A 20,230-nucleotide genomic window follows, 5' to 3' on the forward strand; every position below is an offset into this window, starting at 1 on the left:
TGTCGTTCGTGCCGCCTCGAGCGGCGGGGCGGATGCGCCGGTCGGCGGGGCGCCGACCGGCGCATCCGGCCGTGTCAGCCCACCTGCTCCCATCCGTCGGCGAGCTGCTGCTGCAGCTCCTCGAGCGTGATGGCGTCGGCGAGGTACTCCTGGAACAGCGGCGTCGCGTACTGGTCCTTCCACTGCGGGTAGCCGGAGGCGAGCTGGAACGGCGCGGCCTCGAGCGTGTCGCCGGAGGCGAGCATCTCGGTCCAGCCCGTCTGCCCCTCCGTCGCGCTGGCGAGGTCGGCGCGGGCCGGCTCGCTCGCGGGGATGAGGCAGTCGCCCTCTCCGATCGCCGCGAGGTTCTCGGGCTGCATGAAGAAGTCGATGAACGCAGCCGCGCGATCCGGGTGCTCCGACTCCGCGGGCACCGACAGCGTCTGCGGGCTCGTGCCCTGCACGCCGCCCGCCGTGCCGGCCAGCGGCGGCAGCACCGTCCACTCGAAGCCCTCCGGGGCGCTGTCTGCGATCTGCTGCGCGAGGTACGAGCCGCCTACGTACATGCCGTACTGGCCGCCGAGGAAGCCGGGCAGCACGTCGCCGCCGGACTGCGTGAGCGTGACGGGGTCGAGCGAGGCGTCGTCGTAGGCCATGGCGTGGACGGCCTCCGGCACGGCCAGCTCGCCCTCGCCGACGTCGATCGTCGCGGAGCCGTCGTCGGCGACGTCGAAGTAGGTGCCGTCGAAGCCGAGCGCCAGGTTCATGAACGCCGCCGTCGGCTGCCGCAGGCCCCACCCGACGCCGAAGCGACCGTCTGCCGTGAGCGCTTGCGCGTCCTCGCGCAGCGTCTCCCACGAGAGCTCGTCGCCCGTGGGCACCTCGACGCCCGCCTCGGCGAACATCGCCGTGTTCGCGAACACGACGTACGACTGCATGACCGTGGGGGCTGCGAAGACCTCGTCGCCGATCGTCACGGAGTCCCACAGCCCGTCGGCGACGGCGTCGACGACGTCGTCGGACAGGTAGGGGCTCAGGTCGGCGAGGTAGCCGTCCTGCGCGAAGCCCGTCATGTCGCTGGCCTCGTTGTGGATGATGTCGGGCGCCTCGCCGCCTTGGAACTGCGTGACGAGCTGGTCGTGCACGTTGTCCCACGACCCCTGGACCACGTCGACCTGGGTCTCGGGGTGCTCGGCGTTCCAGGCGTCGACGATGTCCTGCGTCGCCTGGATCGTCGCGTCCTGGAACGCGAGCGACTGGAACGTGAGCGTGACCTCCTCGTCGGGGTCGCTCGTGGCGGCCTCGCCGCCGCCGCCTCCGAAGGCGCAGCCGGTGAGCAGCACGGCGCAGGCTCCGATGCCTGCCACCGCACGAATGGATCGGTGCATGGGGTTCCCTCCCTGATGGATCGTCATCCCTTGACGGCGCCCGAGAGCAGGCCCGACGTGAGGCGACGTTGGATGATGGCGAAGAAGACGAGCGATGGGATGCAGGCGAGCAGGCTGCCTGCCGCGAGCTGGCCGAGCGCGACCTGGCCCTCGGAGCCGACGAAGAGCGCGAGCCGCTGCGGCAGCGTCTGCAGCGCCTCGTCCTTGATGAGCACGAGCGCGAAGAAGAACTCGTTCCACGAGCCGATGAAGGCGAACAGCGCCGTCGCCACGAGTCCGGGACCCAGCAGCGGCAGGATGATCGACACGAGCACCCGCACCCTCGAGGCGCCGTCCATCGCGCCGGCCTCCTCGAGCTCGCCGGGGATCGCCGCGACGTAGCCGCGCAGCATCCACAGCGCGAACGGCAGCGACCAGACGACGTAGACGACGACGAGGCCCGCGAGCGAGTTGTTGAGCCCGAGCGGTCGCAGCATGAGGAACAGCGGGATGATGATGAGGATGAACGGGAAGACCTGGCTCAGCAGGATCCACCCGGTCGCGAGGCCGCGCAGGCGGGTCTTGAACCGTGCGAGCGCGTAGGCGGCTGGCATCGAGACCACGACGACGATGAGCGTCGTCGCCAGCGCGACGACGAGGCTGTTGAGCGCCGCCTGCCCGAGCCCGGCGCGCTCGACGGCGCCGACGAAGTTGTCGAGGTTCCACTGCGCGGGCAGCAGCTGCGGATCGGGCGACTGCAGCTCCTGCTGCGTCTTGAACGCCGCGGTCACGAGGAACAGCAGCGGGAAGCCCAGGAACGCCACGAAGAGGAGGAGGGCCACGTACTGGAGCACGCGCCACACCCGGCGGCTCATGCGGTCCTCGCCTTCGCCTGGGCGCGGAGGTAGACGAAGAGGAACACGGCGATCACGAGCACGATGACGTTGCCCATGGCGCTCGCGAGCCCGAAGTTGCCGTAGCGGAACGCCTCGTTGTAGGCGAACAGCATCGGCAGCATCGTGCCGTAGGCCCCTGCGGTGAGCACGTACACGAGCGCGAACGAGTTGAAGTTGTTGATGAAGTCGAGCGTCGTGATGGCGACGATCACGGGACGCAGGCCCGGGATCGTGATGTTCCAGAACCGCTGCCACGTGCTGGCGCCGTCGATCTGCGCCGCCTCGTGCAGCTGGTCGTCGATGCCCTGCAGGCCGGCGAGCAGCGTGATGGTCGTCTGCGGCATGCCCGCCCAGACCCCGACGACGATGACGGCGGGCAGCGCCCACTGGGCGGTGCCGAGCCAGTTCGTGTCGTCGGGCAGGCCGAGGGCGCCGAGCCCGCCGTTGATCGCGCCGTAGGTGGGGTGCAGCATGAAGCGCCACATGATCGCGATGATCACGGGCGGCATCGCCCACGGGATCAGCGCGATCGTGCGGGCGATGCCCTGACCCCAGAGGTTGGCGTTCAGCAGCAGCGCGAGGCACAGCGACGCGACGAACTGCAGGATCGTCACCGAGAAGGCCCAGATGAGCCCGATGCCGAACGACTGCCAGAAGAGGTCGTAGTCGAGCAGACGCGCGTAGTTGTCGAGCCCCGTGAACGACGTCACGGCGCCCAGCCCCGACTGCGAGTCGGTGAAGCCCAGCAGGATGCCCTGCACGAGCGGGTAGACGCTGAAGGCGAGGATCGGGATCATCGCGGGCACGAACAGGAGGTATGCGCTCCAGTCCTGGCGTCCGCGACGACCTCGGCGCTGCGGCGTGGGAGGCGTCGGTGCCTCCTGCCGTGCGGCGACGACGGTCATGGGGTCTCCTTCGTGGTCGACTCGCGCACGACGAGGCGCGGTGCCACGGCCACGCTGCCGGCTGGCGCATCGCCCTCGATGCGGCGCAGCAGCGTGCGCGCGGCGATGCGTGCACGGTCGTGAGCGCCGAGGTCGACGCTCGTGAGGCTGGGGACGGACAGCTCGGCGGGCTCGGTGTCGTCGAGCCCCGCCAGCAGCAGGTCGTGGGGCACGCGCAGCCCGATCGTGGCGCACTCGCGCAGGGTCGCGAGGGCCATGGCGTCGTTGGCGCCGACGATGGCATCTGGCACGCCGCGGGCGAGCAGCGCACGCGCGGCGGGCCGAGCGGCGGCGTGGGTGAAGTCGGTCGCGACCTCGACGAGCGTCGGGTCGATGTCGTGCAGCGTGCACGCGGCGACGAAGCCGTCGAGGCGCGTGCGACCGGGGGTGGTGTCGACGGGGCCGTCGAGCAGCGCGATGCGCGTGGCGCCGCGCTCGACGAGGTGCTGCACGAGCAGCGCCATGCCCGCGCGCGAGTCGGCCCGCACGCTGTCGATCCCCTCCGCATCGACGAGGCCGAGCACGACGACCGGCACCGCGGCACGGCGCACGGCCTGCACGATGCGATCCGTGACGCGCAGCACGACGACGATGGCGCCGTCGACGAGGCCGGCGCTCAGCTCGTCGACGGCGTCGGTGGGCTCTGCGGGCACCTGCTGCATGAGCAGGCGGATGCCGTGCGCATCGAGCTCGGACTGCAGCGTGCTCATCATGCGCGCGTACACGGGGTTCGCCGCATCCGGCACGAGCATGGCCACCTGGCCGGTGCGGCCCGACTGCAGCCCTCGCGCCATGTGGTTCGGGCGATAGCCGAGGTCGTCGGCCGCCTGCTGGACGCGCGCGATCGTCGAGGTCGAGGCGATGCCGCCGTTGAGCGCCCTCGACGCGCTCGCGATCGACACGCCGGCGCGGGCCGCGACGGCGGCGAGCGTGGATCCCTCGGTCATCCTCCGCGCTCCTTCGCACGTTGGAAACGTTTACAGTGCGACGGTAGCCGACGACCGCACCGCGTGGCAAGCGATGCGGGGAACGCCCGGCTCAGTCCTCGGTGACGAGGGCGAGCGGGATCGTCGGGCAGTCGCGCCAGAGCCGCTCGAGCTGGTAGTACTGCCGCTCCTCCTCGTGGAAGACATGCACCACGAGGTCGCCGAGGTCGATGAGCACCCAGCGCCCATCGGCGCGGCCCTCGCGGCGCAGCGGCTTCGCGCCGAGCTCGAGCAGGTCGTCCTCGATCGCTCGTGCGATGGCCGAGACCTGCCGCTCGGACGAGCCGGTGGCGAGCAGGAAGGCGTCCGTGAGCGGCAGGCGCTCCGAGACGTCGAGCCCGACGAGATCGGTGGCCATGACCCCGTCTGCCGCGGCCGCTGCGGCCTGGACGAGCTCGATGGAACGGTCTGTTGCTGTCAAGGGATTCAGATCCAACCGACGATGAAGGCGAAGACGGTGACGCCGATGGCGGCGATGCCGATGCCGCCGCCCACGCCGACCACGATGGGCAGCGCGTTGCGGGTGCGACGCTGCGGTGCGATGCGCACGCGGGCGTTCGCGTAGGACGACACGGCGCGGCTCGCGCGCACGGGCTGCGTCTCGGGGCTGCGGACCTCGCCGCCGTCGTCGCCCGCGTCGAGCTCGGCCGTGTCGATCGTGCCGCGGCTGCGACCGGACGATGCGAAGCCGTCAGGCAGGTCGATCGACCCGGTCACGATGACGCCGTCGGCCGTCTCGACCGTGATGGGCTCGTTGAGGCCCGACGTCGGCAGCACGAGGGCGTTGGCCGTGATGGTGGACGTGCCGGTGCCCACGCTCGACGCGCTGATGGCGCTCGTGTCCTCGCGCAGGTCGGCGATGTGGTGCCGAGAGGTGTCCTCGACGACGTTGACGACCACGGGAAGGCGGCCCGTGGCACGCGAGGGCCCTGCCTGCACCTCGATCTCGTCGTCGGCATCGAGCTCGCGACGATCCTCGAGCTGCGCGGGCGTGGACTCCGCGATGCGACGCGACGAGACGGGTGCGTCGGCGACGACGACCTCGTCGATCTCGAGCCGGTCGAGCTCCGCGTCGTCGACGGTGTCGAGGTCGTCGACCTCGATGCGCGCGATCGGCTCGCCGCTCGGACGCACGGGCGCGTCGCGATCGGGCTGCAGGTCGGCGAGCACGTCGGCGATCGACTCGGGCGTGCGGTGCTCGGACTCGGGTCCGGCAGCGGCGTCCTCGGGCGTGTCGGCGGACGCAGGCACGGAGGTGGGCTCGGCATCGGCGGCGGGCTCGCTCGGGACGGCGGGCTCGGTCGGGATGCCGCGGCGTCCGAAGAAGCGGCCGAGCCCCGTCGGCTGCGGCTGGGGCGTCTGGCGCTCGTCGCCGTCGACGACGGGTGCCGACTGCGGCCGCACGTCGGCGATGAGCTCGGAGACGTCGATGGCCTGCGTCTCGGCCGGCTCGACCGTGGCCGGGCGCGCGGGCTCGGGGGCACTCGCCACGACGGGCGGCGCCGACGCCACGGACGCATCCTCAGCGGGCTCCTCGGCGGCGGGCTCCTCGGCGGCGGGCTCGTCGGCGACGGGCTCATCGGCGGCGACGGGCTCATCGGCGGCGATGGGCTCATCGGCGGCACGCTCGTGCTCGGCCGGATCCTCGACCACGGGCGCTGGCGCGTCCGCCTCCTGCGCGTCGGCGGACCGACCCTCGATGGGCGCATCGACGGCCGGCGTCTGTCCCGTCGCCTCGGCAAGGGCGCGCTCGCGCTCCTTGCGTTCGCGTCGCGTCAGCGGCGGTCCGTCGTAGTCGGTCATGCGTCGATCATCCTGTACAGAGCGTGTTTGGTGATGTATTGAACCACCCCATCCGGGACGAGATACCACACCGGGTAGCCGGCTCCCACACGGGCTCGGCAGTCGGTGGACGAGATGGCGAGCGCGGGAACCTCCAACGAGGATACCCGGTCGCGGGGGTATCCCAGCACCGAGAGCTGATGTCCGGGCCGCGACACCGCGACGAAGTGCGCGAGATCCCAGATGCCCTCGACGTCCTTCCACTCCACGATCGACTGGAACGCGTCGGCGCCCGTGATGAAGAAGAGGTCGGCGTCCGGATGCAGCGCGCGCATGTCGCGCAGCGTGTCGACCGTGTAGGTCGGACCCTCGCGGTCGATGTCGACGCGCGACACCGTGAATCGCGGGTTCGAGGCGGTCGCGATGACCGTCATGAGGTAGCGGTGCTCGGCCGGGCTCGCGTCGACCTTCATGTAGGGCGTGCCCGTCGGCACGAACACGACCTCGTCGAGCTCGAAGTGCTGCGCGACCTCGCTCGCTGCCGAGAGGTGGCCGTGATGGATGGGGTCGAAGGTGCCGCCCATGATGCCGAGGCGGCGGCGGCGAGGAGCCACGAGCGCGCGGTCCCTGTCCGACTAGTGGTGGCCGGAGGTGTTCTGCGTGCTCTGGTCGAACTTGTGGCTGTGCCGGTTCGCCACGTCGCGGTACGAGTGCGTCACCACGCCCAGGATGATGAAGACCGCCGCGGCGATGCCGCCGACGATGTACGGCATGATGCCGGGATCGCTGTGGTGCTCGGTCGCCGCGAGGAGGAGGTCCATGCCCTCGATCCTACCCGCGTCGAGCCTCGTCAGGCGCGCACCTGGCCCGTGCCGCGCACGAGCCACTTCGTGCTCGTGAGCTCTGGCAGGCCCATGGGCCCGCGCGCGTGGGCCTTCTGCGTCGAGATGCCGACCTCGGCGCCGAAGCCGAACTGCCCGCCGTCGGTGAACCGCGTCGAGGCGTTGACCATGACGACCGCCGAGTCGACCTCGGCGAGGAACCGCTCGGCGGCGGCGGCATCCTCGGTGAGGATCACGTCGGTGTGGTGGGTGCCGAAGCGCTCGATGTGGTCGATCGCCGCATCGAGGTCGTCGACGACGCGCACGGCGACGTCCATCGACAGGTGCTCGGTCGCCCAGCCGTCCTGGCCGAGCGGCGCCGCGCCCTCGACGTCGCCGTCCGCGTGCACCGTGACGCCGGCTGCGCGCATCGCCTCGACGACGACGGGCACGGCCGTGCCCGCGATCGCCCGATGCACGAGCACGGTCTCGAGCGAGTTGCATACGCTCGTGCGCTGCGTCTTCGCGTTCAGCAGCAGCGGGATGGCGGCGTCGAGGTCGGCGGCGGCGTCGACGAACGCGTGCACGACGCCCGCGCCGGTCTCGATGACGGGCACCTGCGACTCGCGCACGACGGTCTCGATGAGCGACGCGCTGCCGCGCGGCACGAGCAGGTCGACGAGTCCACGCGCTCGCATGAGCGCCGTCGCACCCTCGCGGCCGAGCGGGTCGATCGTCTGCACCGACTCGACGGGGAGGCCCGCAGACGCGATCGCCCGCTGCATCGTGTCGACCAGCACGGCGTTCGTTCGCTCGGCGGCGGAGCCACCACGCAGCACGATGGCGTTGCCGCTGCCGAGCGCGATGCACGCGAGGTCGACCGTGACGTTGGGGCGTGCCTCGTAGATCGCGCCGACGACCCCGAAGGGCACGCGCACCTCGGTGAGCTCGAGGCCGTTGTCGAGCGTGCGCGATCGCGTGACCTCGCCGACGGGATCCGGCAGCGTCGCGAGCTCGCGAGCGGAGGCGGCGAGCGCGGCGACGCGGGCGTCGTCGAGCGCGAGCCGGTCGAGGAGGCCGTCGGCGAGCGTGCCGCGACCGCGCATGAGGTCCTCGGCGTTCGCGGCGACGATCGCGTCGGCGGCGGCGTCGATCGCGTCGGAGATCGCCTCGATCGCGGCACGGCGCCCGGCGGTGCCCGCCACGGCCAGCACCCTCGAGGCGCGTCGGGAGGCGTGCAGCAGCGTCTCGAGGTCGGTCACGGCACGATCCTACGTCGCGTCGCGCATCGCATCCGCCGCCTCGGGACGGGGACGCGGGTCAGTCACCGAGCCAGCGACCGAGCACCGCGACGTCCTGCCGCGCATACCCGAGGTGCTCGTACAGGCCGATCGCGGGGTTGCCGTCGCGCACCATGAGCTGCACCTTGCGGACGCCCTGCGCCGCGAGCCACGCCTCCCCCGCCGCGACGACCTCGCGTGCGAGGCCGCTGCCGCGATGCTCGTCCGCGACGGCGACGTAGTACAGCCAGCCGCGGTGCCCGTCGTGGCCGACGAGCGCCGTGGCTGCGAGCGCGCCGTCGGCGTCGACGCCGAGGATCGTGCTCGACGGGCCGGCGAGGGCGAGGGCGACGTCGCCGTGCGGCGGATTCCACGGGCGCGTGAGGCCCGCCGACTCCCACAGCGCGACGATCGCATCGGCATCGTCGGATCCGAGCGCGCGCACCCGCCCGGCCACGATCAGGCCGACCGCACCGCGTCGAGGCGCCTGGCCTCGAAGACCGTGCCGTGATCGTCGCCGGCGAGGGCGTCTGCGAACAGGCTCGTCGCCGTGAGCAGCACCTCGACGCCCGCGTCGGCAGCGAGGCGCGCAGCCTCGACCTTCGTGCCCGCTCCCCCGGTGCCCACCGCGCTCTGCGAGACGCCGAGGGTCACGCCCGCGAGACCGTCGCCGTGCGGCACGCGCGCGATGCGCGCAGCGCCCGGCGTGCCCGGAGGGGCCGTGTAGAGCGCGTCGACGTCGCTCAGCAGCACGAGGCGATCGGCGCGCACGAGCCTGGCGACGAGCGCCGCGAGCTGGTCGTTGTCGCCGAAGTTGATCTCGTGCGTCGCGACGGTGTCGTTCTCGTTCACGATCGGCAGCATCCCGAGGCCCAGCAGGCGCTCGAGCGCGTTGAACGCGTTGAGGCGGTGCTGCTCGACGCCCATGTCGCTCGCCGACAGCAGCACCTGCGCCGCGATGATCTCGAACCGGTTGAGGCTGCGCTGGTACCGGTTCATCAGCACGTTCTGCCCGATCGCGGCCGCCGCCTGCGTCGTGGGGAGGTCGGCCGGTCGCTGCTCGAGCCCCAGGAACGGCAGGCCCGTGGCGATCGCGCCCGACGAGACGAGGATGACGTCGGCGCGCGCACGCAGCGCCGCGATGTCGTCGACGAGCATCTCGATCTGCCCGCGGTTGTCGCCCGAGATCGACGACGATCCGACCTTGACGACGATGCGCTCCGGCACCGCCGCGTGCGCGTGCGCGTCAGTCACGCGCCTCGTCCTCGTCGCGATCCTTGACCACCTCGAAGCCCTCGTCGTCGACCCACAGGCCCGCCTTGCGCTCGCGGGCGAGCTCGTCGCGCGCCGCCTGCTTCGCGTCCATGCGCTCCTTGTAGCCCGCGCGCCGCTCGGCGGTCGACTGGCGACCGGGTCCGTAGAGGCGCAGGTCGGTGCCGCGGTCGCCGAGCTCGGCCATCGACGTCATGGTCGGCTCCCAGTCGAACACCATGCCGTCGCCGGGGCCGATGACGACCATCGAGCCCGGCACGGCACCCGCCTTCACGAGCGCATCCTCGATGCCGAGCCGCGCGAGGCGGTCGGCGAGGTAGCCGACGGCCTCGTCGTTGCGGAAGTCGGTCTGCTGGATCCAGCGCTCGGGCTTCGCGCCGCGGATGCGGTACAGCGAGCCGTGCGTGCCGCCCTCGACCGTGATGGTGAAGCCCGCGTCGTCGATCGCGCGGGGTCGCAGCACGATGCGCTCGGGCTCGGGGTCGGCGGCCCGACGGGCGCGGTCGGCCTCGACGAGCTCGGCGAGCGCGAACGACAGCTCCCGCAGGCCCGTGCGTGCCACGGTCGAGATCTCGAGCACGCGGTAGCCGCGCGCCTCGAGGTCGGCGCGCACGAAGTCGGCGAGCTCCGCCGCCTCGGGCACGTCGACCTTGTTGAGGGCGACGAGCTGCGGGCGCTCGAGCAGCGGCGTCTGCCCCTCGGGCACCGGGTACGCGGCGAGCTCGCCCAGGATGACGTCGAGGTCGGTGAGCGGATCGCGGCCGGGCTCGAGCGTCGCGCAGTCGACGACGTGCAGCAGCGCGCTGCAGCGCTCGACGTGGCGCAGGAACTCGAGGCCGAGGCCCTTGCCCTCGCTCGCGCCCTCGATGAGGCCGGGCACGTCGGCGATCGTGTAGCGCGTCTGGCCCGCCTCGACGACGCCCAGGTTGGGGTGCAGCGTCGTGAACGGGTAGTCGGCGATCTTCGGGCGTGCGGCGCTCAGCGCTGCGACGAGGCTCGACTTGCCGGCGCTCGGGAATCCGACGAGCGCGACGTCGGCGACGACCTTGAGCTCGAGCAGCACGTCGTGCTCCTGGCCCTCGGTGCCCAGCAGCGCGAAGCCGGGAGCCTTGCGCTTCGAGGACGCCAGCCGTGCGTTGCCGAGGCCTCCCTGGCCGCCCTCGGCGATGACGAGCCGCATGCCTGGGTGGGTGAGGTCGGCGAGCGGCTGCCCGTCCGCATCGCTGACGACCGTGCCCAGCGGCACGGGCAGGATGCGGTCCTGGCCCGTGAAGCCCGTGCGGTGGTCGCCCATGCCGGGGCCGCCGTTGTCGCTCGAGCGGTGCGGCCGGCGGTGGTACTCGAGGAGGGTCGTGACCTGCGGGTCGGCGACGAGCACGATGTCGCCGCCGTTGCCCCCGTCGCCGCCGTCGGGACCGGCGAGCGGCTTGAACTTCTCGCGGCGCACCGAGACGCAGCCGTGGCCGCCGTGGCCTGCCGACAGGTGCAGCGTGACGCGGTCGACGAACGTGGCCATCGGGTCCTCCTGGGATGCAGCGAGGGGGCGGGCATCAGCCCGCCCCCTCGCGTGTGTGCTTCGTGTGCCTGGTCGGCGAGGACCTAGGCCGCGACCTCGACCACGTTGACGACCTTGCGGCCGCCCTTCTTGCCGAACTCGACCGAGCCGGGCTGCAGCGCGAACAGCGTGTCGTCGCCGCCGCGTCCGACGCCGGCGCCGGGGTGGAAGTGGGTGCCGCGCTGGCGGACGAGGATCTCGCCTGCCTTGACGACCTGGCCGCCGAAGCGCTTCACGCCGAGGTACTGCGCGTTCGAGTCACGGCCGTTGCGGGTGGACGATGCGCCCTTCTTATGTGCCATGGTGCACTCCTACTTGATCGAGGTGACCTTGAGGCGCGTGAGCTCCTGACGGTGCCCCTGGCGCTTGCGGTAGCCGGTCTTGTTCTTGAACTTCTGGATGACGATCTTCGGGCCGCGCAGGTCGCTCACGACCTCGGCCTTCACCGTCACCTTGGCGAGGCCCTTGGCGTCGGCCGTGACCTTGTCGCCGTCCACGAGCAGCACGGGAGCGAGCTCGACCGTGCCATCCTCGGACGCCGCGATGCGGTCGACGACGAGCACCGAGCCCACCTCGACCTTCTCCTGACGCCCGCCGGCGCGCACAACTGCGTAGACCACGTGAAACCCTCACTGCATTTGGATGGAAGCCTCTGGCACGCGCGAACGGATCGCGTAGGCGCCAACGGACGACGATACAGGGTGCCACGGCACCCGGTCAAACGGCGACACGCGCCGCGAGCCCATCGCGTCCGACCTCCAGTCTAGGGTCTGACGCATGGGCGGCATGGCAACGACGCTCCGGACGATCTCCGTCGAGGAGGCCAGGCGCATCGCGGTGCGTGCGCAGCTGCTCGACGCGCGGCCGGCGAGCGACCTGCTGACGGTCGTCGAGCAGCTGGGGGCGAACGTGACCGACATCGTGATGCCGTCCGCGGAGCACGTCGCGTGGACGCGCCTGGGGACCGGGCTCGCGTTCGCCGACGTGCGGCGTGCCGTCGAGGTCGAGCAGCGTCTCTTCGAGCACCTCGGGCAGCCGACGCCGCTCGAGCCGATGGCGATCGCGCTGCGCCCCACCTCGCTGCTGCCGGAGCTGCTGCCTGCCATGGGCGTGTGGGCAGCCGAGCATCCTCGCGTCGCCGAGTGGATCGACGACAACGCGGGATTCCGCGACCGCGTGCTCGCGCTGCTGCACGACGACGGCCCGCTTCCGCAAGGGCAGGTGCCCGACACGGCCGAGTGTCCGTGGGACTCGAGCGGCTGGAACGCGAATCGCAACGTCGCGATGCTGCTCGAGTTCCTGCAGTGCTCCGGCGTCGTGGCAGTCGTCGAGCGGTCGGGCGCCGAGCGCGTGTGGGATCTCGCGGAGCGCGTGCTGCCGCCCGCCGAGGCCCTGCCCGCCGACGAGGCCGAGACCCGCAGGCACGAGCGGGTGCTGGGCTCGCTGGGCATCGCGAGGCCGCGCGCCGTCGGCGGCGTCGGCGAGGCGGTGCGGATCGAGGGCGTCCGCGGGCAGTGGCGCCTCGCGCCGCACGCGTCGGCGGAGGGCTTCGCCGGCCGCGTCGCCGTGCTCTCGCCGCTCGATCGCCTCATCTTCGACAGGCGGCGCATGCGCGACCTGTTCGCGTTCGACTACGCCCTCGAGCAGTACACGCCCGCCGCCAGGCGGCGCTGGGGCGCCTTCGCCCTGCCCGTGCTCGACGGCGACGCGCTCGTGGCGAAGGTCGACGCGCGGCGCGACCGCGACGTGCGCGTGCTGCGGGTCGCCGCCATCCACTGGGACGTCGACGCCGACGCGCGCCTTCGCGACGCCGTGGCCGACGAGCTCGCGGCCATGGCGGCCTTCCTCGACTGCGGGCTCGCGCTGCCATGACGCGCGAGCCGACGGCACCTCTCCCCCGTCGGCGAACGCGACGCGCGCCACCGGCCCCGGCGCGGTAGCGTCGCGCCATGGCGATCCTCGTCGACGAGCCCAGGTGGCCGAAGCACGGCACGACGTGGGCGCATCTCGTGAGCGATGCCTCGCTCGACGAGCTGCACGCGTTCGCCAGACGCGCGGGGCTGCCGACGCGCGGCTTCGACCGCGACCACTACGACGTGCCCGCCGAGCGAATCGACGAGCTCGTGGCGCTCGGCGCCGAGGCCGTGCCCGGCCGCGAGCTCGTCCGCAGGCTGCTCGCGAGCGGCTTGCGCGTGCGGCCCCGCGACCGCTGAGGTCGCGGGGCGCGCCGGCTATCGCTCGTCGGCGTCGGGCTTCGCGGTCACGATGCCGCCGCTGGACGCCCGCCGGCTGCGGCGTGCAGCCTTGCCGGTGCCAGGCTGCGGCGCCGCGAGGGCGTCGAGCGCCCCGGACAGGAGCCCTTCGACGTCGCCGCTGCGCCCACCGCGGGCGGGCTCGTCGCGCACGGCGGCGACCGGGATGTCGAGGATCGTCACCGGGGCATCGTCTGCTGCTCGGGCGTCGGGCGTGCGACCCCGCCCCGCGGCACGGCGCCTGGAGGGCGCCCTCGACTCCGCCTGCGGCTCGGCGGCCGGCTGGGCGTCGGCCGACTGCGCGTCGGCAGGCTGGGACTCCACGGGCTGAGCGTCGACGGGCTCCGCATCGCGCTGCTGCGCGCCGCGGCTGCTCGCTCGGCGACTGCGCCGCGGCTCGCGCGCCGGACGCTGCTGCTGCTCGGGCTCCTGCTGCTCGGGCACCTGCTGCTCGGGCACCTGCTGCTCCTGACGCTGCGGCTCGGCCTCCCGCTCCGGCGCCTCGTGCGCGACGTCGTCGTCGTGCGGCTGCACGCCCTTCGTCGCGGCAGCCATCTGCGACAGGCCCTTGCGAGCGTCGTCGGTGATCGCGTGCGTGCCCTGCTGCTGCGAGTGCTGCTGGCTGCCCGCCGCGACGCCCTGCTGCTGCGACTCCTGGCGCCTGCCACCACGGCGGCGTCCGCCGCCATCGCCACCGCCTGCGCCACGCGACTTCGACACGGGCTCGTGGTGCACGAGCAGTCCGCGGCCCGCGCACGCCTCGCACGTCTCGGAGTAGGCCTCGAGGAGTCCGAGACCGAGGCGCTTGCGCGTCATCTGGATGAGGCCGAGGCTCGTGACCTCCGCCACCTGGTGCTTCGTGCGGTCTCGCGAGAGGCACTCGATGAGCCTGCGCTGCACGAGGTCGCGGTTCGACTCGAGGACCATGTCGATGAAGTCGATGACGACGATGCCGCCGATGTCGCGCAGCCGCAGCTGGCGCACGACTTCCTCCGCCGCCTCGAGGTTGTTCTTCGTGACGGTCTCCTCGAGGTTGCCGCCCTGGCCGACGAACCGACCCGTGTTGACGTCGATGACCGTCATCGCCTCGGTGCGGTCGATCACGAGCGAGCCGCCGGAGGGCAGCCACACCTTGCGGTCGAGCGCCTTGTCGATCTGCTCCGACACCCGGAAGTGCTCGAACGGGTCGACGTCGAGCTCGAACTCCTCGATGCGCTCGAGCAGGTCGGGCGCGATGGCGCCGAGGTACTCGCGGATCGTGGCGAGCGCCTCGTCGCCCTGGATGACCATGCGCTCGAAGTCCTCGTTGAAGACGTCGCGGACGATCTTGACGAGCAGGTCGGGCTCCGCGTGCAGTCGGGCGGGCGCGTTGCCCTTCGCCGTCTGGTCCTGGATGGACTGCCACTGGCGCTTGAGGCGCTCGACGTCGCGCGTGAGCTGATCCTGCGTCGCGCCCTCTGCGGCGGTGCGCACGATGACGCCCATGTCGTCTGGCAGCACCTCCTTGAGGATCTTCTTCAGCCGCGCGCGCTCGGTGTCCGGCAGCTTGCGCGAGATGCCGTTCATGGATCCGCCGGGCACCGAGACGAGGTAGCGGCCAGGCAGCGAGATCTGGCTCGTCAGCCGTGCGCCCTTGTGGCCGATCGGATCCTTCGTGACCTGCACGAGCACGGTGTCGCCGGGCTTGAGCGCCAGCTCGATCTTGCGCGGCTGGTTCTCGAGCCCCGCTGCATCCCAGTCGATCTCGCCGGAGTACAGCACGGCGTTGCGGCCGCGACCGATGTCGACGAACGCGGCCTCCATGCTCGGCAGCACGTTCTGCACCTTGCCGAGGTACACGTTGCCGATGAGGCTCGTCTCGGTCGACTTCGCGACGTAGTGCTCGACGAGGATGCCGTCCTCGAGCACCGCGAGCTGCACGCGGTCGTGCCGCGACCGCACCACCATCGTGCGCTCGACGGACTCGCGGCGTGCGAGGAACTCGCTCTCGGTGACGACGGCGCGGCGACGGCCCGCGTCGCGACCCTCGCGGCGGCGCTGCTTCTTCGCCTCGAGGCGCGTCGAGCCCTGCACCTTCTGCGGCTCGGTGATGAGCGGGCGGTCGGCCTGCCGGTCGCCCTGGCGATCGGATGCACGCTCCTCGCGGCTGCGGCCACGACGTCGCCTGCGGTTCGAGCGAGGCTCGTCGTCGTCCTCGGCGTCGTCGCCGTCATCGTCGCGCTGCTGCGCGCGCTGCTGCGACGGCAGCGGCGGCAGCGGCGCGAGCGCGGCGACGTCGGGCGCGAAGAACTGGACGGCGAACGGCAGCGCATCGGCTGGCCGCTCGGGCAGCCGCAGCTCCGCGGGACCCTCGAGCCCGGGCTCGTGGCCGGGCTCGGCGTCCGCGGGCTCGTCGAGCGCCGGTGCCGACTGCGGCTCCTGCTCGGCCGACGCCTGCTCGGTGCCCTCCTGCGCGGTGCCCGCCCGCTCGGTGCCCGCCTGCTCGGCGCTCACGTCCTCGGTGGTCGTACGCTGGTCGCCGATCTGCTCGGCGTCGGTCTCGTGCTGGTTCGCGTCTGTCGTCGCGTCGTGTGCATCCACCATCGCTGGCGTACTCCTCAGACACCGGCATGACCGGTGCAATCCTCGTGCGGCGGGCTGCGCCCGTCGCGAATCCCTGTGGGCTCGTGCGGTCTCGCACGGCACTTGCGTCTCTTCGGAGCTGGCGATCCGACGACCCCTCGCGGAGCCGGCCCGGTATGCCCGGTCAAATCTGCGGCGCTGCTCGCACCGGCACCCACGATACCCCACGGTCCCCGCTGCGGCCGTGAGCGATCGTCACGCGGCTGCGGCACCCTCGTGCATAGCGCCGCATGCTTGGATGTGCGGCGGAGAGGTGCACATGGCCCAGAAGCAGACCGCGACCCCGAAGCCGGCCGGCAGGCAGCCGGCCTCCGAGGTCGAGCCCGCGAGCGGCTCCGCCGTGGGCTTCGCGCCGCCGCTGTGGCTCGCGATCGTCCTGACCGTCACCGGCGCGGCCGGCCTGCTCGCTGCCTTCACCCTCGCGGTCGAGCGCGTCCACCTGCTCGAGGATCCCGAGGCGACCCTCGGCTGCGACATCAGCCCGCTCGTGACGTGCTCCGGCGTGATGTCCGAGCCGCAGGCGCGGGTGTTCCTCGACATCCCCAACCCGTTCTTCGGCATCGTGTGCTTCACGATCGTGGTCGTCATGGGCGTCCTCGCCCTCTCGCGCGTGCGCCTGCCCCGCTGGGTGTGGACGGGCTTCACGATCGGCGTCGTGCTGGGCCTCGTCTTCGCGCTGTGGCTCTGGCAGCAGAGCGTGTTCGTGCTCGGCGTCGTGTGCCCGTGGTGCTTCCTCGTCTACATGACGATGTCGGCGCTCACGCCCACGCTCACCGTCTGGGCGCTCGGCTCGGGCGCCGTGCCCGCCCCCGCAGCCCTTCGCGGCTTCCTCGCCCGCTGGGGCGAGTGGTCGTGGGTGCTGAGCCTCGTGCTCGCGATCGTCATCGTGCTCGCCATCGTGCTGCGGCTGCCCGACATCCCCCGCTTCCTCATCCTCGGCTACTAGCCCGCGGTCACGGCGCGGCGCGCGTGACGCGTCAGCGGGCAGGCAGGTCGTACGCCTGCAGCCGCTCGAGCACGTCGCGGGCGAGTCGCATGAACTCGGCCGTCGCCGGCGAGATGGCACCGCTCCTGCGCGTGATGAACGCATAGTGCTCCTCGACCGGAGGGTCGAGCGGCGCCCAGTGCAAGCCGCGCTCCGTGATGACCGACCTGCCCACGTGATACGACACGAGCGAGTCGCCGACGCCGGCGGCCGCGAGCTCGAGCGCATGGGTCTGGAACTCGACCTCGACGATGGGTCGCAGCGCGACCCCGGCCGCCTGGGCGCGCTCGAGCAGCGACGCCCGCAGCGGGTCGTCGAAGGACCACCGCGCCTCGGAGAGGATGAGCGGCCGCGACGCGAGCGCTGCGATGCCGATGGGGACGCCCGCGTGCTCGGGATCGCCCGAGACGTAGACGACCTGGTCGACGAAGAAGCTGCGGGTGAGCCGGAGCTCGCGATCGTCGATCGGCAGCTGCACGAGGCCGGCCTCGAGCCTGCCGTCTCGCACCGCATCCGCCACCTCGGCCGAGTTGAGGCCCGTGACCTGGATGCGCACGGCGGGGTGCAGGGCGTGGAACTCGCGGATCACGTCCGTGAGCAGGTAGAGGTGCGCCGAGTTGAACGTGCCGAACGAGACCGTGCCCGACTCGATCGAGCGCACCTGCCTGCCGACCTCCGCGATCTCGCCGACGTCGGCGAGCGCACGCTCCGTCAGCGGCAGCAGCTGCTTTCCCGCGTCGGTGAGCAGCAGTCCACGTGTCGTCCGGGTGAACAGCCGCACCTCGAGCGTCTGCTCGAGCACGCCGATCTGCTCGGAGACGCTCGGCTGCGCGACGCGGTGCTCGGATGCCGCAGCCGCGAAGGTGCCCAGGCGCGCGGCGGTGACGAAGTACTCGAGCTGACGCACGGTCGGCAGCGGCATCCACGACCCCCTCGCGGTGGTCCAAGGCTGAACCTGTGTTGAGCATAGCGAAGTGAGGATTGCCCTGGGTCTGTCGCTCGTGGCGTACTGAAGGCACACCACCACACCACGGAACGGAGCGCTCGGATGCAGACGGAGCAGGCGGCTCGCACGCAGCACACGGGGGTGGCGCTCGTGACGGGTGCCGCGAGCGGCATGGGGCTGGCCACGGCCCTCGTCTTCCTCGAGGAGGGGTGGCACGTCATCGGCCTCGACATCGTCGACGGCGTCGTGCCCGACGACGTCGCCGACCGATTCACGTCGGTCGTCTCCGACGTCCGCAGCCGGGACTCCGTGCGTGCGGCGCTCGCCGCCGGCCTCGGCGGCCGCAGCATCGACGTGGTCGCGAACGTCGCAGGCGTCTACCCGCCGACGACGCTCGACACCTACGACGAGGCGACCTACCGGCGCGTGTTCGACATCAACGTGCTCGGCGTCGTCAACGTGATCGCAGAGGCGAGGCCCCACATGGGCGAGGGCAGCTCGATCGTGAACTTCGCGTCGGTCGACGGCTTCCACGTCTCCCCCGGACAGCTGCTCTACGGCGCATCGAAGGCGGCCGTGCTCATGCTCACGAAGTCGCTCGCGCTCGAGCTCGCCCCGGCGGGCATCCGCGTCAACGGCATCGCTCCCGGCTGGGTCGCGACCCCCGGCAACGCGGCCACCGGACGCATGGAGCTCGCGGCGTCCTCGATCCCGCTGGGCCGGGTCGCGCATCCCGACGAGATCGCACGCTGGGTCTGGATCCTCTCGCAGCGCGCGACCGCCGGATTCCTCACCGGGGAGACCATCGTGCTCTCCGGTGGCGACGTGATGCGGTGACGCCGATGCTCGCACCCACGCTCCCGACCGCCGTCGTCACGGGCGCAGCGCGAGGCCAGGGCGCCGCGCACGTCGAGCTGCTCGCCCGCGAGGGCTGGGCCGTCGTCGCGACCGACGTGCTCGACGTCGAGGGCGAAGCGCTCGCGCTCGCCCTGCGCGACCAGGGGCTCGACGTGCGCTACGCGCACCTCGACGTCGGCGACGAGGCGTCGTGGGCACGCCTCGTCGTCGGCTGCTCGGCTCGCGGCGAGCGCGTCCGCGGGCTCGTCAGCAACGCGGGCATCCTGCGCCACGCATCGATCGGCGACACCACCGTCGCCGACTGGGAGCTGCAGGAGCGCGTCAACGCGCGCGGCGCCTTCCTCGGCATCCGGGCCCTCGCGCCCCTCATGACGTACGCGGGCGGCGGCTCGATCGTCGCCGTCTCGTCGACGGCGGCGCTCGTCGGATCGGCAGGCTACGCCGGCTACGCGGCGAGCAAGGCCGCGCTGCTGGGGCTCGCGCGCGTCGCCGCCGTCGAGCTCGCGCCCGCCATCCGCGTCAACGCCATCTGCCCAGGCGGCGTCGCCACCGCCATGAACGCCGACGAGCCCACGGGCGGCACCTCCACCGCCGCACCGGCCGGCAGGCGTGCGCAGCCGAGCGAGATCTCGCCGTTGGTGGCCTACCTGCTCTCCGACGCGTCCGCGTTCGTCACGGGATCCGTCCTCACGATCGACGGCGGCCTCACTGCCGTCTGACCCGCGCGCCCTCCCAGCCATCCGTCCCGCACCGACCCACCCCTTCCCGCACCCACCACCGCACGACAAGGAGCCACCATGGCCATCACCACCAGGACGGCGCTGCGCGTCGCAGCCGTCGCAACCGTCGCCGCCTTCGGCCTCGCAGGCTGCTCGACCAGCGCAGCACCCACGACCGTCGCCGACGACTGCGCGCCCGAGCACGACGGCCTCACGACGTACACCGACGGCACGCTCACCGTCGGCGTGCCCGAGAACCTGCCGTACACCGCGACCGACGGCTCCGGTGCGACGGGGCTCGAGATCGGCGTCATCGAGCTGCTCGCCGCCGCCGAGTGCCTCGACGTCGCCTACGTGCCCATCACGTACGCGAACGGCATCCCCATGATCAGCGAGCAGCAGCGCACCGACATCATCTCGGGCGGCTGGTACGTCACCGAGGCGCGCGCCGAGCAGGTCGGGTTCACGACGCCCACGTTCTACGACTCGATGGGCATCATCTCGGCGGACGGCGCCACGACCGTCGCCGACCTCGAGACGATCGGCACCGTCGGCTCCGGCGCTGGCTTCTCGTGGGAGGCGGACATGTCCGCGATCCTCGGCGGCAACCTCGTGAGCTACCCCGGCACCATCGAGATGCGCCAGGACCTCGAGAACGGCCGCATCCAGGCCGCGCTCGACGGCTACGCCGTCGCGACCGTCGCCTACGCCGACACCGACTTCGTCGTCGAGGTCGCCGAGGTCGACGACCGCGTCGCGATCACGACCGACATGCCGATGATCGCCTTCCCCATCGCGCAGGAGAACACCGACCTCTCCGACGCGTTCAGCGCCCTCATCGACGGCTACCGCGAGGACGGCACCCTCGCCGACCTGCTGGCCGACTACGACCTGCCCGCCGACCTGCTCGTGCCGGCCGACGCCGCCGCGACCTCCCTGCGATGACGGTCGTCGCCGCGACGACCC

22 protein-coding genes are annotated in these 20,230 nt (G+C 72.2%); 6 read left to right on the top strand and 16 right to left on the bottom strand.

Annotation, left to right across the window (positions count from 1 at the left end; genetic code table 11):
* Window positions 1–74 precede the first annotated feature (74 nt).
* From ACZ6H8_RS02690 to rplU, 14 genes are all read right to left on the bottom strand, one after another.
* Complete coding sequence (locus ACZ6H8_RS02690) at window positions 75–1,346, bottom strand: ABC transporter substrate-binding protein (RefSeq protein ID WP_464144161.1); 1,272 nt, start codon at window positions 1,344–1,346, stop codon at window positions 75–77.
* A gap of 44 nt (window positions 1,347–1,390) precedes the next feature.
* Window positions 1,391–2,221: a carbohydrate ABC transporter permease gene (locus tag ACZ6H8_RS02695; RefSeq protein WP_464144162.1), complete on the bottom strand. Its 831-nt coding sequence runs from the start codon at window positions 2,219–2,221 to the stop codon at window positions 1,391–1,393.
* Window positions 2,218–3,147, bottom strand: a complete 930-nt coding sequence (locus tag ACZ6H8_RS02700) for a carbohydrate ABC transporter permease (RefSeq protein ID WP_464144164.1) — start codon at window positions 3,145–3,147, stop codon at window positions 2,218–2,220. The genes ACZ6H8_RS02695 and ACZ6H8_RS02700 overlap by 4 nt, the downstream gene beginning before the upstream one ends.
* Window positions 3,144–4,133, bottom strand: a complete 990-nt coding sequence (locus ACZ6H8_RS02705; RefSeq protein ID WP_464144166.1) for a LacI family DNA-binding transcriptional regulator — start codon at window positions 4,131–4,133, stop codon at window positions 3,144–3,146. Before ACZ6H8_RS02705 ends, ACZ6H8_RS02700 begins: the two co-directional genes overlap by 4 nt.
* Before the next feature lie 91 nt (window positions 4,134–4,224).
* Window positions 4,225–4,593, bottom strand: coding sequence for a ribosome silencing factor (gene rsfS, locus ACZ6H8_RS02710; RefSeq protein ID WP_464144168.1), 369 nt, complete (start codon window positions 4,591–4,593; stop codon window positions 4,225–4,227).
* A 5-nt stretch (window positions 4,594–4,598) separates the two neighbouring features.
* On the bottom strand, window positions 4,599–5,975 hold the full coding sequence (locus ACZ6H8_RS02715) for a hypothetical protein (protein WP_464144169.1): 1,377 nt from the start codon (window positions 5,973–5,975) through the stop codon (window positions 4,599–4,601).
* Window positions 5,972–6,568 carry a nicotinate-nucleotide adenylyltransferase gene (nadD, locus tag ACZ6H8_RS02720; RefSeq protein ID WP_464144170.1) on the bottom strand — a complete coding sequence of 199 codons (597 nt, stop codon included), beginning with the start codon at window positions 6,566–6,568 and terminating at the stop codon, window positions 5,972–5,974. The genes ACZ6H8_RS02715 and nadD overlap by 4 nt, the downstream gene beginning before the upstream one ends.
* Before the next feature lie 21 nt (window positions 6,569–6,589).
* Window positions 6,590–6,775 carry a hypothetical protein gene (locus ACZ6H8_RS02725; RefSeq protein WP_464144172.1) on the bottom strand — a complete coding sequence of 62 codons (186 nt, stop codon included), beginning with the start codon at window positions 6,773–6,775 and terminating at the stop codon, window positions 6,590–6,592.
* 29 nt (window positions 6,776–6,804) lie between these two features.
* Window positions 6,805–8,037 (bottom strand): glutamate-5-semialdehyde dehydrogenase, encoded by a 1,233-nt coding sequence (locus ACZ6H8_RS02730; protein WP_464144174.1) that lies wholly within the window; start codon window positions 8,035–8,037, stop codon window positions 6,805–6,807.
* A gap of 58 nt (window positions 8,038–8,095) precedes the next feature.
* Entirely contained in the window at window positions 8,096–8,500 is a 405-nt protein-coding gene (locus tag ACZ6H8_RS02735; protein ID WP_464144177.1) for a GNAT family acetyltransferase, read from the bottom strand.
* A gap of 14 nt (window positions 8,501–8,514) precedes the next feature.
* The gene (gene proB, locus ACZ6H8_RS02740; RefSeq protein WP_464144179.1) at window positions 8,515–9,309 is read right to left on the bottom strand and encodes a glutamate 5-kinase; all 795 of its coding nucleotides are present in this window, start codon (window positions 9,307–9,309) and stop codon (window positions 8,515–8,517) included.
* Window positions 9,302–10,843, bottom strand: a complete 1,542-nt coding sequence (obgE, locus tag ACZ6H8_RS02745) for a GTPase ObgE (RefSeq protein WP_464144181.1) — start codon at window positions 10,841–10,843, stop codon at window positions 9,302–9,304. Before obgE ends, proB begins: the two co-directional genes overlap by 8 nt.
* A gap of 83 nt (window positions 10,844–10,926) precedes the next feature.
* Window positions 10,927–11,184 carry a 50S ribosomal protein L27 gene (rpmA, locus tag ACZ6H8_RS02750; RefSeq protein WP_464144185.1) on the bottom strand — a complete coding sequence of 86 codons (258 nt, stop codon included), beginning with the start codon at window positions 11,182–11,184 and terminating at the stop codon, window positions 10,927–10,929.
* 9 nt (window positions 11,185–11,193) lie between these two features.
* Window positions 11,194–11,502: a 50S ribosomal protein L21 gene (gene rplU, locus ACZ6H8_RS02755; RefSeq protein ID WP_464144186.1), complete on the bottom strand. Its 309-nt coding sequence runs from the start codon at window positions 11,500–11,502 to the stop codon at window positions 11,194–11,196.
* A gap of 157 nt (window positions 11,503–11,659) precedes the next feature.
* On the opposite strand from rplU, the gene ACZ6H8_RS02760 reads away from it, so the two are divergent.
* Window positions 11,660–12,754: a DNA glycosylase AlkZ-like family protein gene (locus tag ACZ6H8_RS02760; protein ID WP_464144188.1), complete on the top strand. Its 1,095-nt coding sequence runs from the start codon at window positions 11,660–11,662 to the stop codon at window positions 12,752–12,754.
* A 77-nt stretch (window positions 12,755–12,831) separates the two neighbouring features.
* Window positions 12,832–13,095 (top strand): DUF4031 domain-containing protein, encoded by a 264-nt coding sequence (locus tag ACZ6H8_RS02765; protein WP_464144190.1) that lies wholly within the window; start codon window positions 12,832–12,834, stop codon window positions 13,093–13,095.
* Window positions 13,096–13,113: 18 nt separating this feature from the next.
* Here ACZ6H8_RS02765 and ACZ6H8_RS02770 read toward each other — a convergent pair whose 3' ends face one another.
* Window positions 13,114–15,717, bottom strand: coding sequence for an Rne/Rng family ribonuclease (locus tag ACZ6H8_RS02770; protein WP_464144192.1), 2,604 nt, complete (start codon window positions 15,715–15,717; stop codon window positions 13,114–13,116).
* A gap of 298 nt (window positions 15,718–16,015) precedes the next feature.
* On the opposite strand from ACZ6H8_RS02770, the gene ACZ6H8_RS02775 reads away from it, so the two are divergent.
* Window positions 16,016–16,702: a vitamin K epoxide reductase family protein gene (locus ACZ6H8_RS02775; protein WP_464144194.1), complete on the top strand. Its 687-nt coding sequence runs from the start codon at window positions 16,016–16,018 to the stop codon at window positions 16,700–16,702.
* 31 nt (window positions 16,703–16,733) lie between these two features.
* On the opposite strand, the gene ACZ6H8_RS02780 is transcribed toward ACZ6H8_RS02775, so the two are convergent.
* Window positions 16,734–17,663, bottom strand: a complete 930-nt coding sequence (locus ACZ6H8_RS02780) for a LysR family transcriptional regulator (protein ID WP_464144195.1) — start codon at window positions 17,661–17,663, stop codon at window positions 16,734–16,736.
* A 126-nt stretch (window positions 17,664–17,789) separates the two neighbouring features.
* Here ACZ6H8_RS02780 and ACZ6H8_RS02785 point away from each other — a divergent pair, with 126 nt between their 5' ends.
* The 3 genes from ACZ6H8_RS02785 (at window position 17,790) to ACZ6H8_RS02795 (ending at window position 20,209) form a co-directional block, all read left to right on the top strand.
* Entirely contained in the window at window positions 17,790–18,524 is a 735-nt protein-coding gene (locus ACZ6H8_RS02785) for an SDR family NAD(P)-dependent oxidoreductase (protein ID WP_464144197.1), read from the top strand.
* 5 nt (window positions 18,525–18,529) lie between these two features.
* A complete protein-coding gene (locus tag ACZ6H8_RS02790; RefSeq protein ID WP_464144198.1) occupies window positions 18,530–19,264 on the top strand; it encodes an SDR family NAD(P)-dependent oxidoreductase in 735 nt (244 codons plus the stop codon).
* A gap of 78 nt (window positions 19,265–19,342) precedes the next feature.
* Window positions 19,343–20,209 carry a substrate-binding periplasmic protein gene (locus tag ACZ6H8_RS02795; RefSeq protein WP_464144199.1) on the top strand — a complete coding sequence of 289 codons (867 nt, stop codon included), beginning with the start codon at window positions 19,343–19,345 and terminating at the stop codon, window positions 20,207–20,209.
* The last annotated feature ends 21 nt before the right edge of the window (window positions 20,210–20,230 follow it).

Source organism: Agrococcus sp. AC640b (genome assembly GCF_979255995.1).

Coding starts and splice junctions, on each gene's coding strand:
- ACZ6H8_RS02695 (WP_464144162.1), bottom strand. CDS start 2,221: ATGAGCCGCCGGGTGTGGCGCGTGCTCCAGTACGTGGCCCTCCTCCTC.
- ACZ6H8_RS02700 (WP_464144164.1), bottom strand. CDS start 3,147: ATGACCGTCGTCGCCGCACGGCAGGAGGCACCGACGCCTCCCACGCCG.
- ACZ6H8_RS02705 (WP_464144166.1), bottom strand. CDS start 4,133: ATGACCGAGGGATCCACGCTCGCCGCCGTCGCGGCCCGCGCCGGCGTG.
- ACZ6H8_RS02715 (WP_464144169.1), bottom strand. CDS start 5,975: ATGACCGACTACGACGGACCGCCGCTGACGCGACGCGAACGCAAGGAG.
- ACZ6H8_RS02725 (WP_464144172.1), bottom strand. CDS start 6,775: ATGGACCTCCTCCTCGCGGCGACCGAGCACCACAGCGATCCCGGCATC.
- obgE (WP_464144181.1), bottom strand. CDS start 10,843: ATGGCCACGTTCGTCGACCGCGTCACGCTGCACCTGTCGGCAGGCCAC.
- rpmA (WP_464144185.1), bottom strand. CDS start 11,184: ATGGCACATAAGAAGGGCGCATCGTCCACCCGCAACGGCCGTGACTCG.
- ACZ6H8_RS02760 (WP_464144188.1), top strand. CDS start 11,660: ATGGGCGGCATGGCAACGACGCTCCGGACGATCTCCGTCGAGGAGGCC.
- ACZ6H8_RS02765 (WP_464144190.1), top strand. CDS start 12,832: ATGGCGATCCTCGTCGACGAGCCCAGGTGGCCGAAGCACGGCACGACG.
- ACZ6H8_RS02770 (WP_464144192.1), bottom strand. CDS start 15,717: ATGGTGGATGCACACGACGCGACGACAGACGCGAACCAGCACGAGACC.
- ACZ6H8_RS02775 (WP_464144194.1), top strand. CDS start 16,016: ATGGCCCAGAAGCAGACCGCGACCCCGAAGCCGGCCGGCAGGCAGCCG.
- ACZ6H8_RS02780 (WP_464144195.1), bottom strand. CDS start 17,663: ATGCCGCTGCCGACCGTGCGTCAGCTCGAGTACTTCGTCACCGCCGCG.
- ACZ6H8_RS02785 (WP_464144197.1), top strand. CDS start 17,790: ATGCAGACGGAGCAGGCGGCTCGCACGCAGCACACGGGGGTGGCGCTC.
- ACZ6H8_RS02790 (WP_464144198.1), top strand. CDS start 18,530: ATGCTCGCACCCACGCTCCCGACCGCCGTCGTCACGGGCGCAGCGCGA.
- ACZ6H8_RS02795 (WP_464144199.1), top strand. CDS start 19,343: ATGGCCATCACCACCAGGACGGCGCTGCGCGTCGCAGCCGTCGCAACC.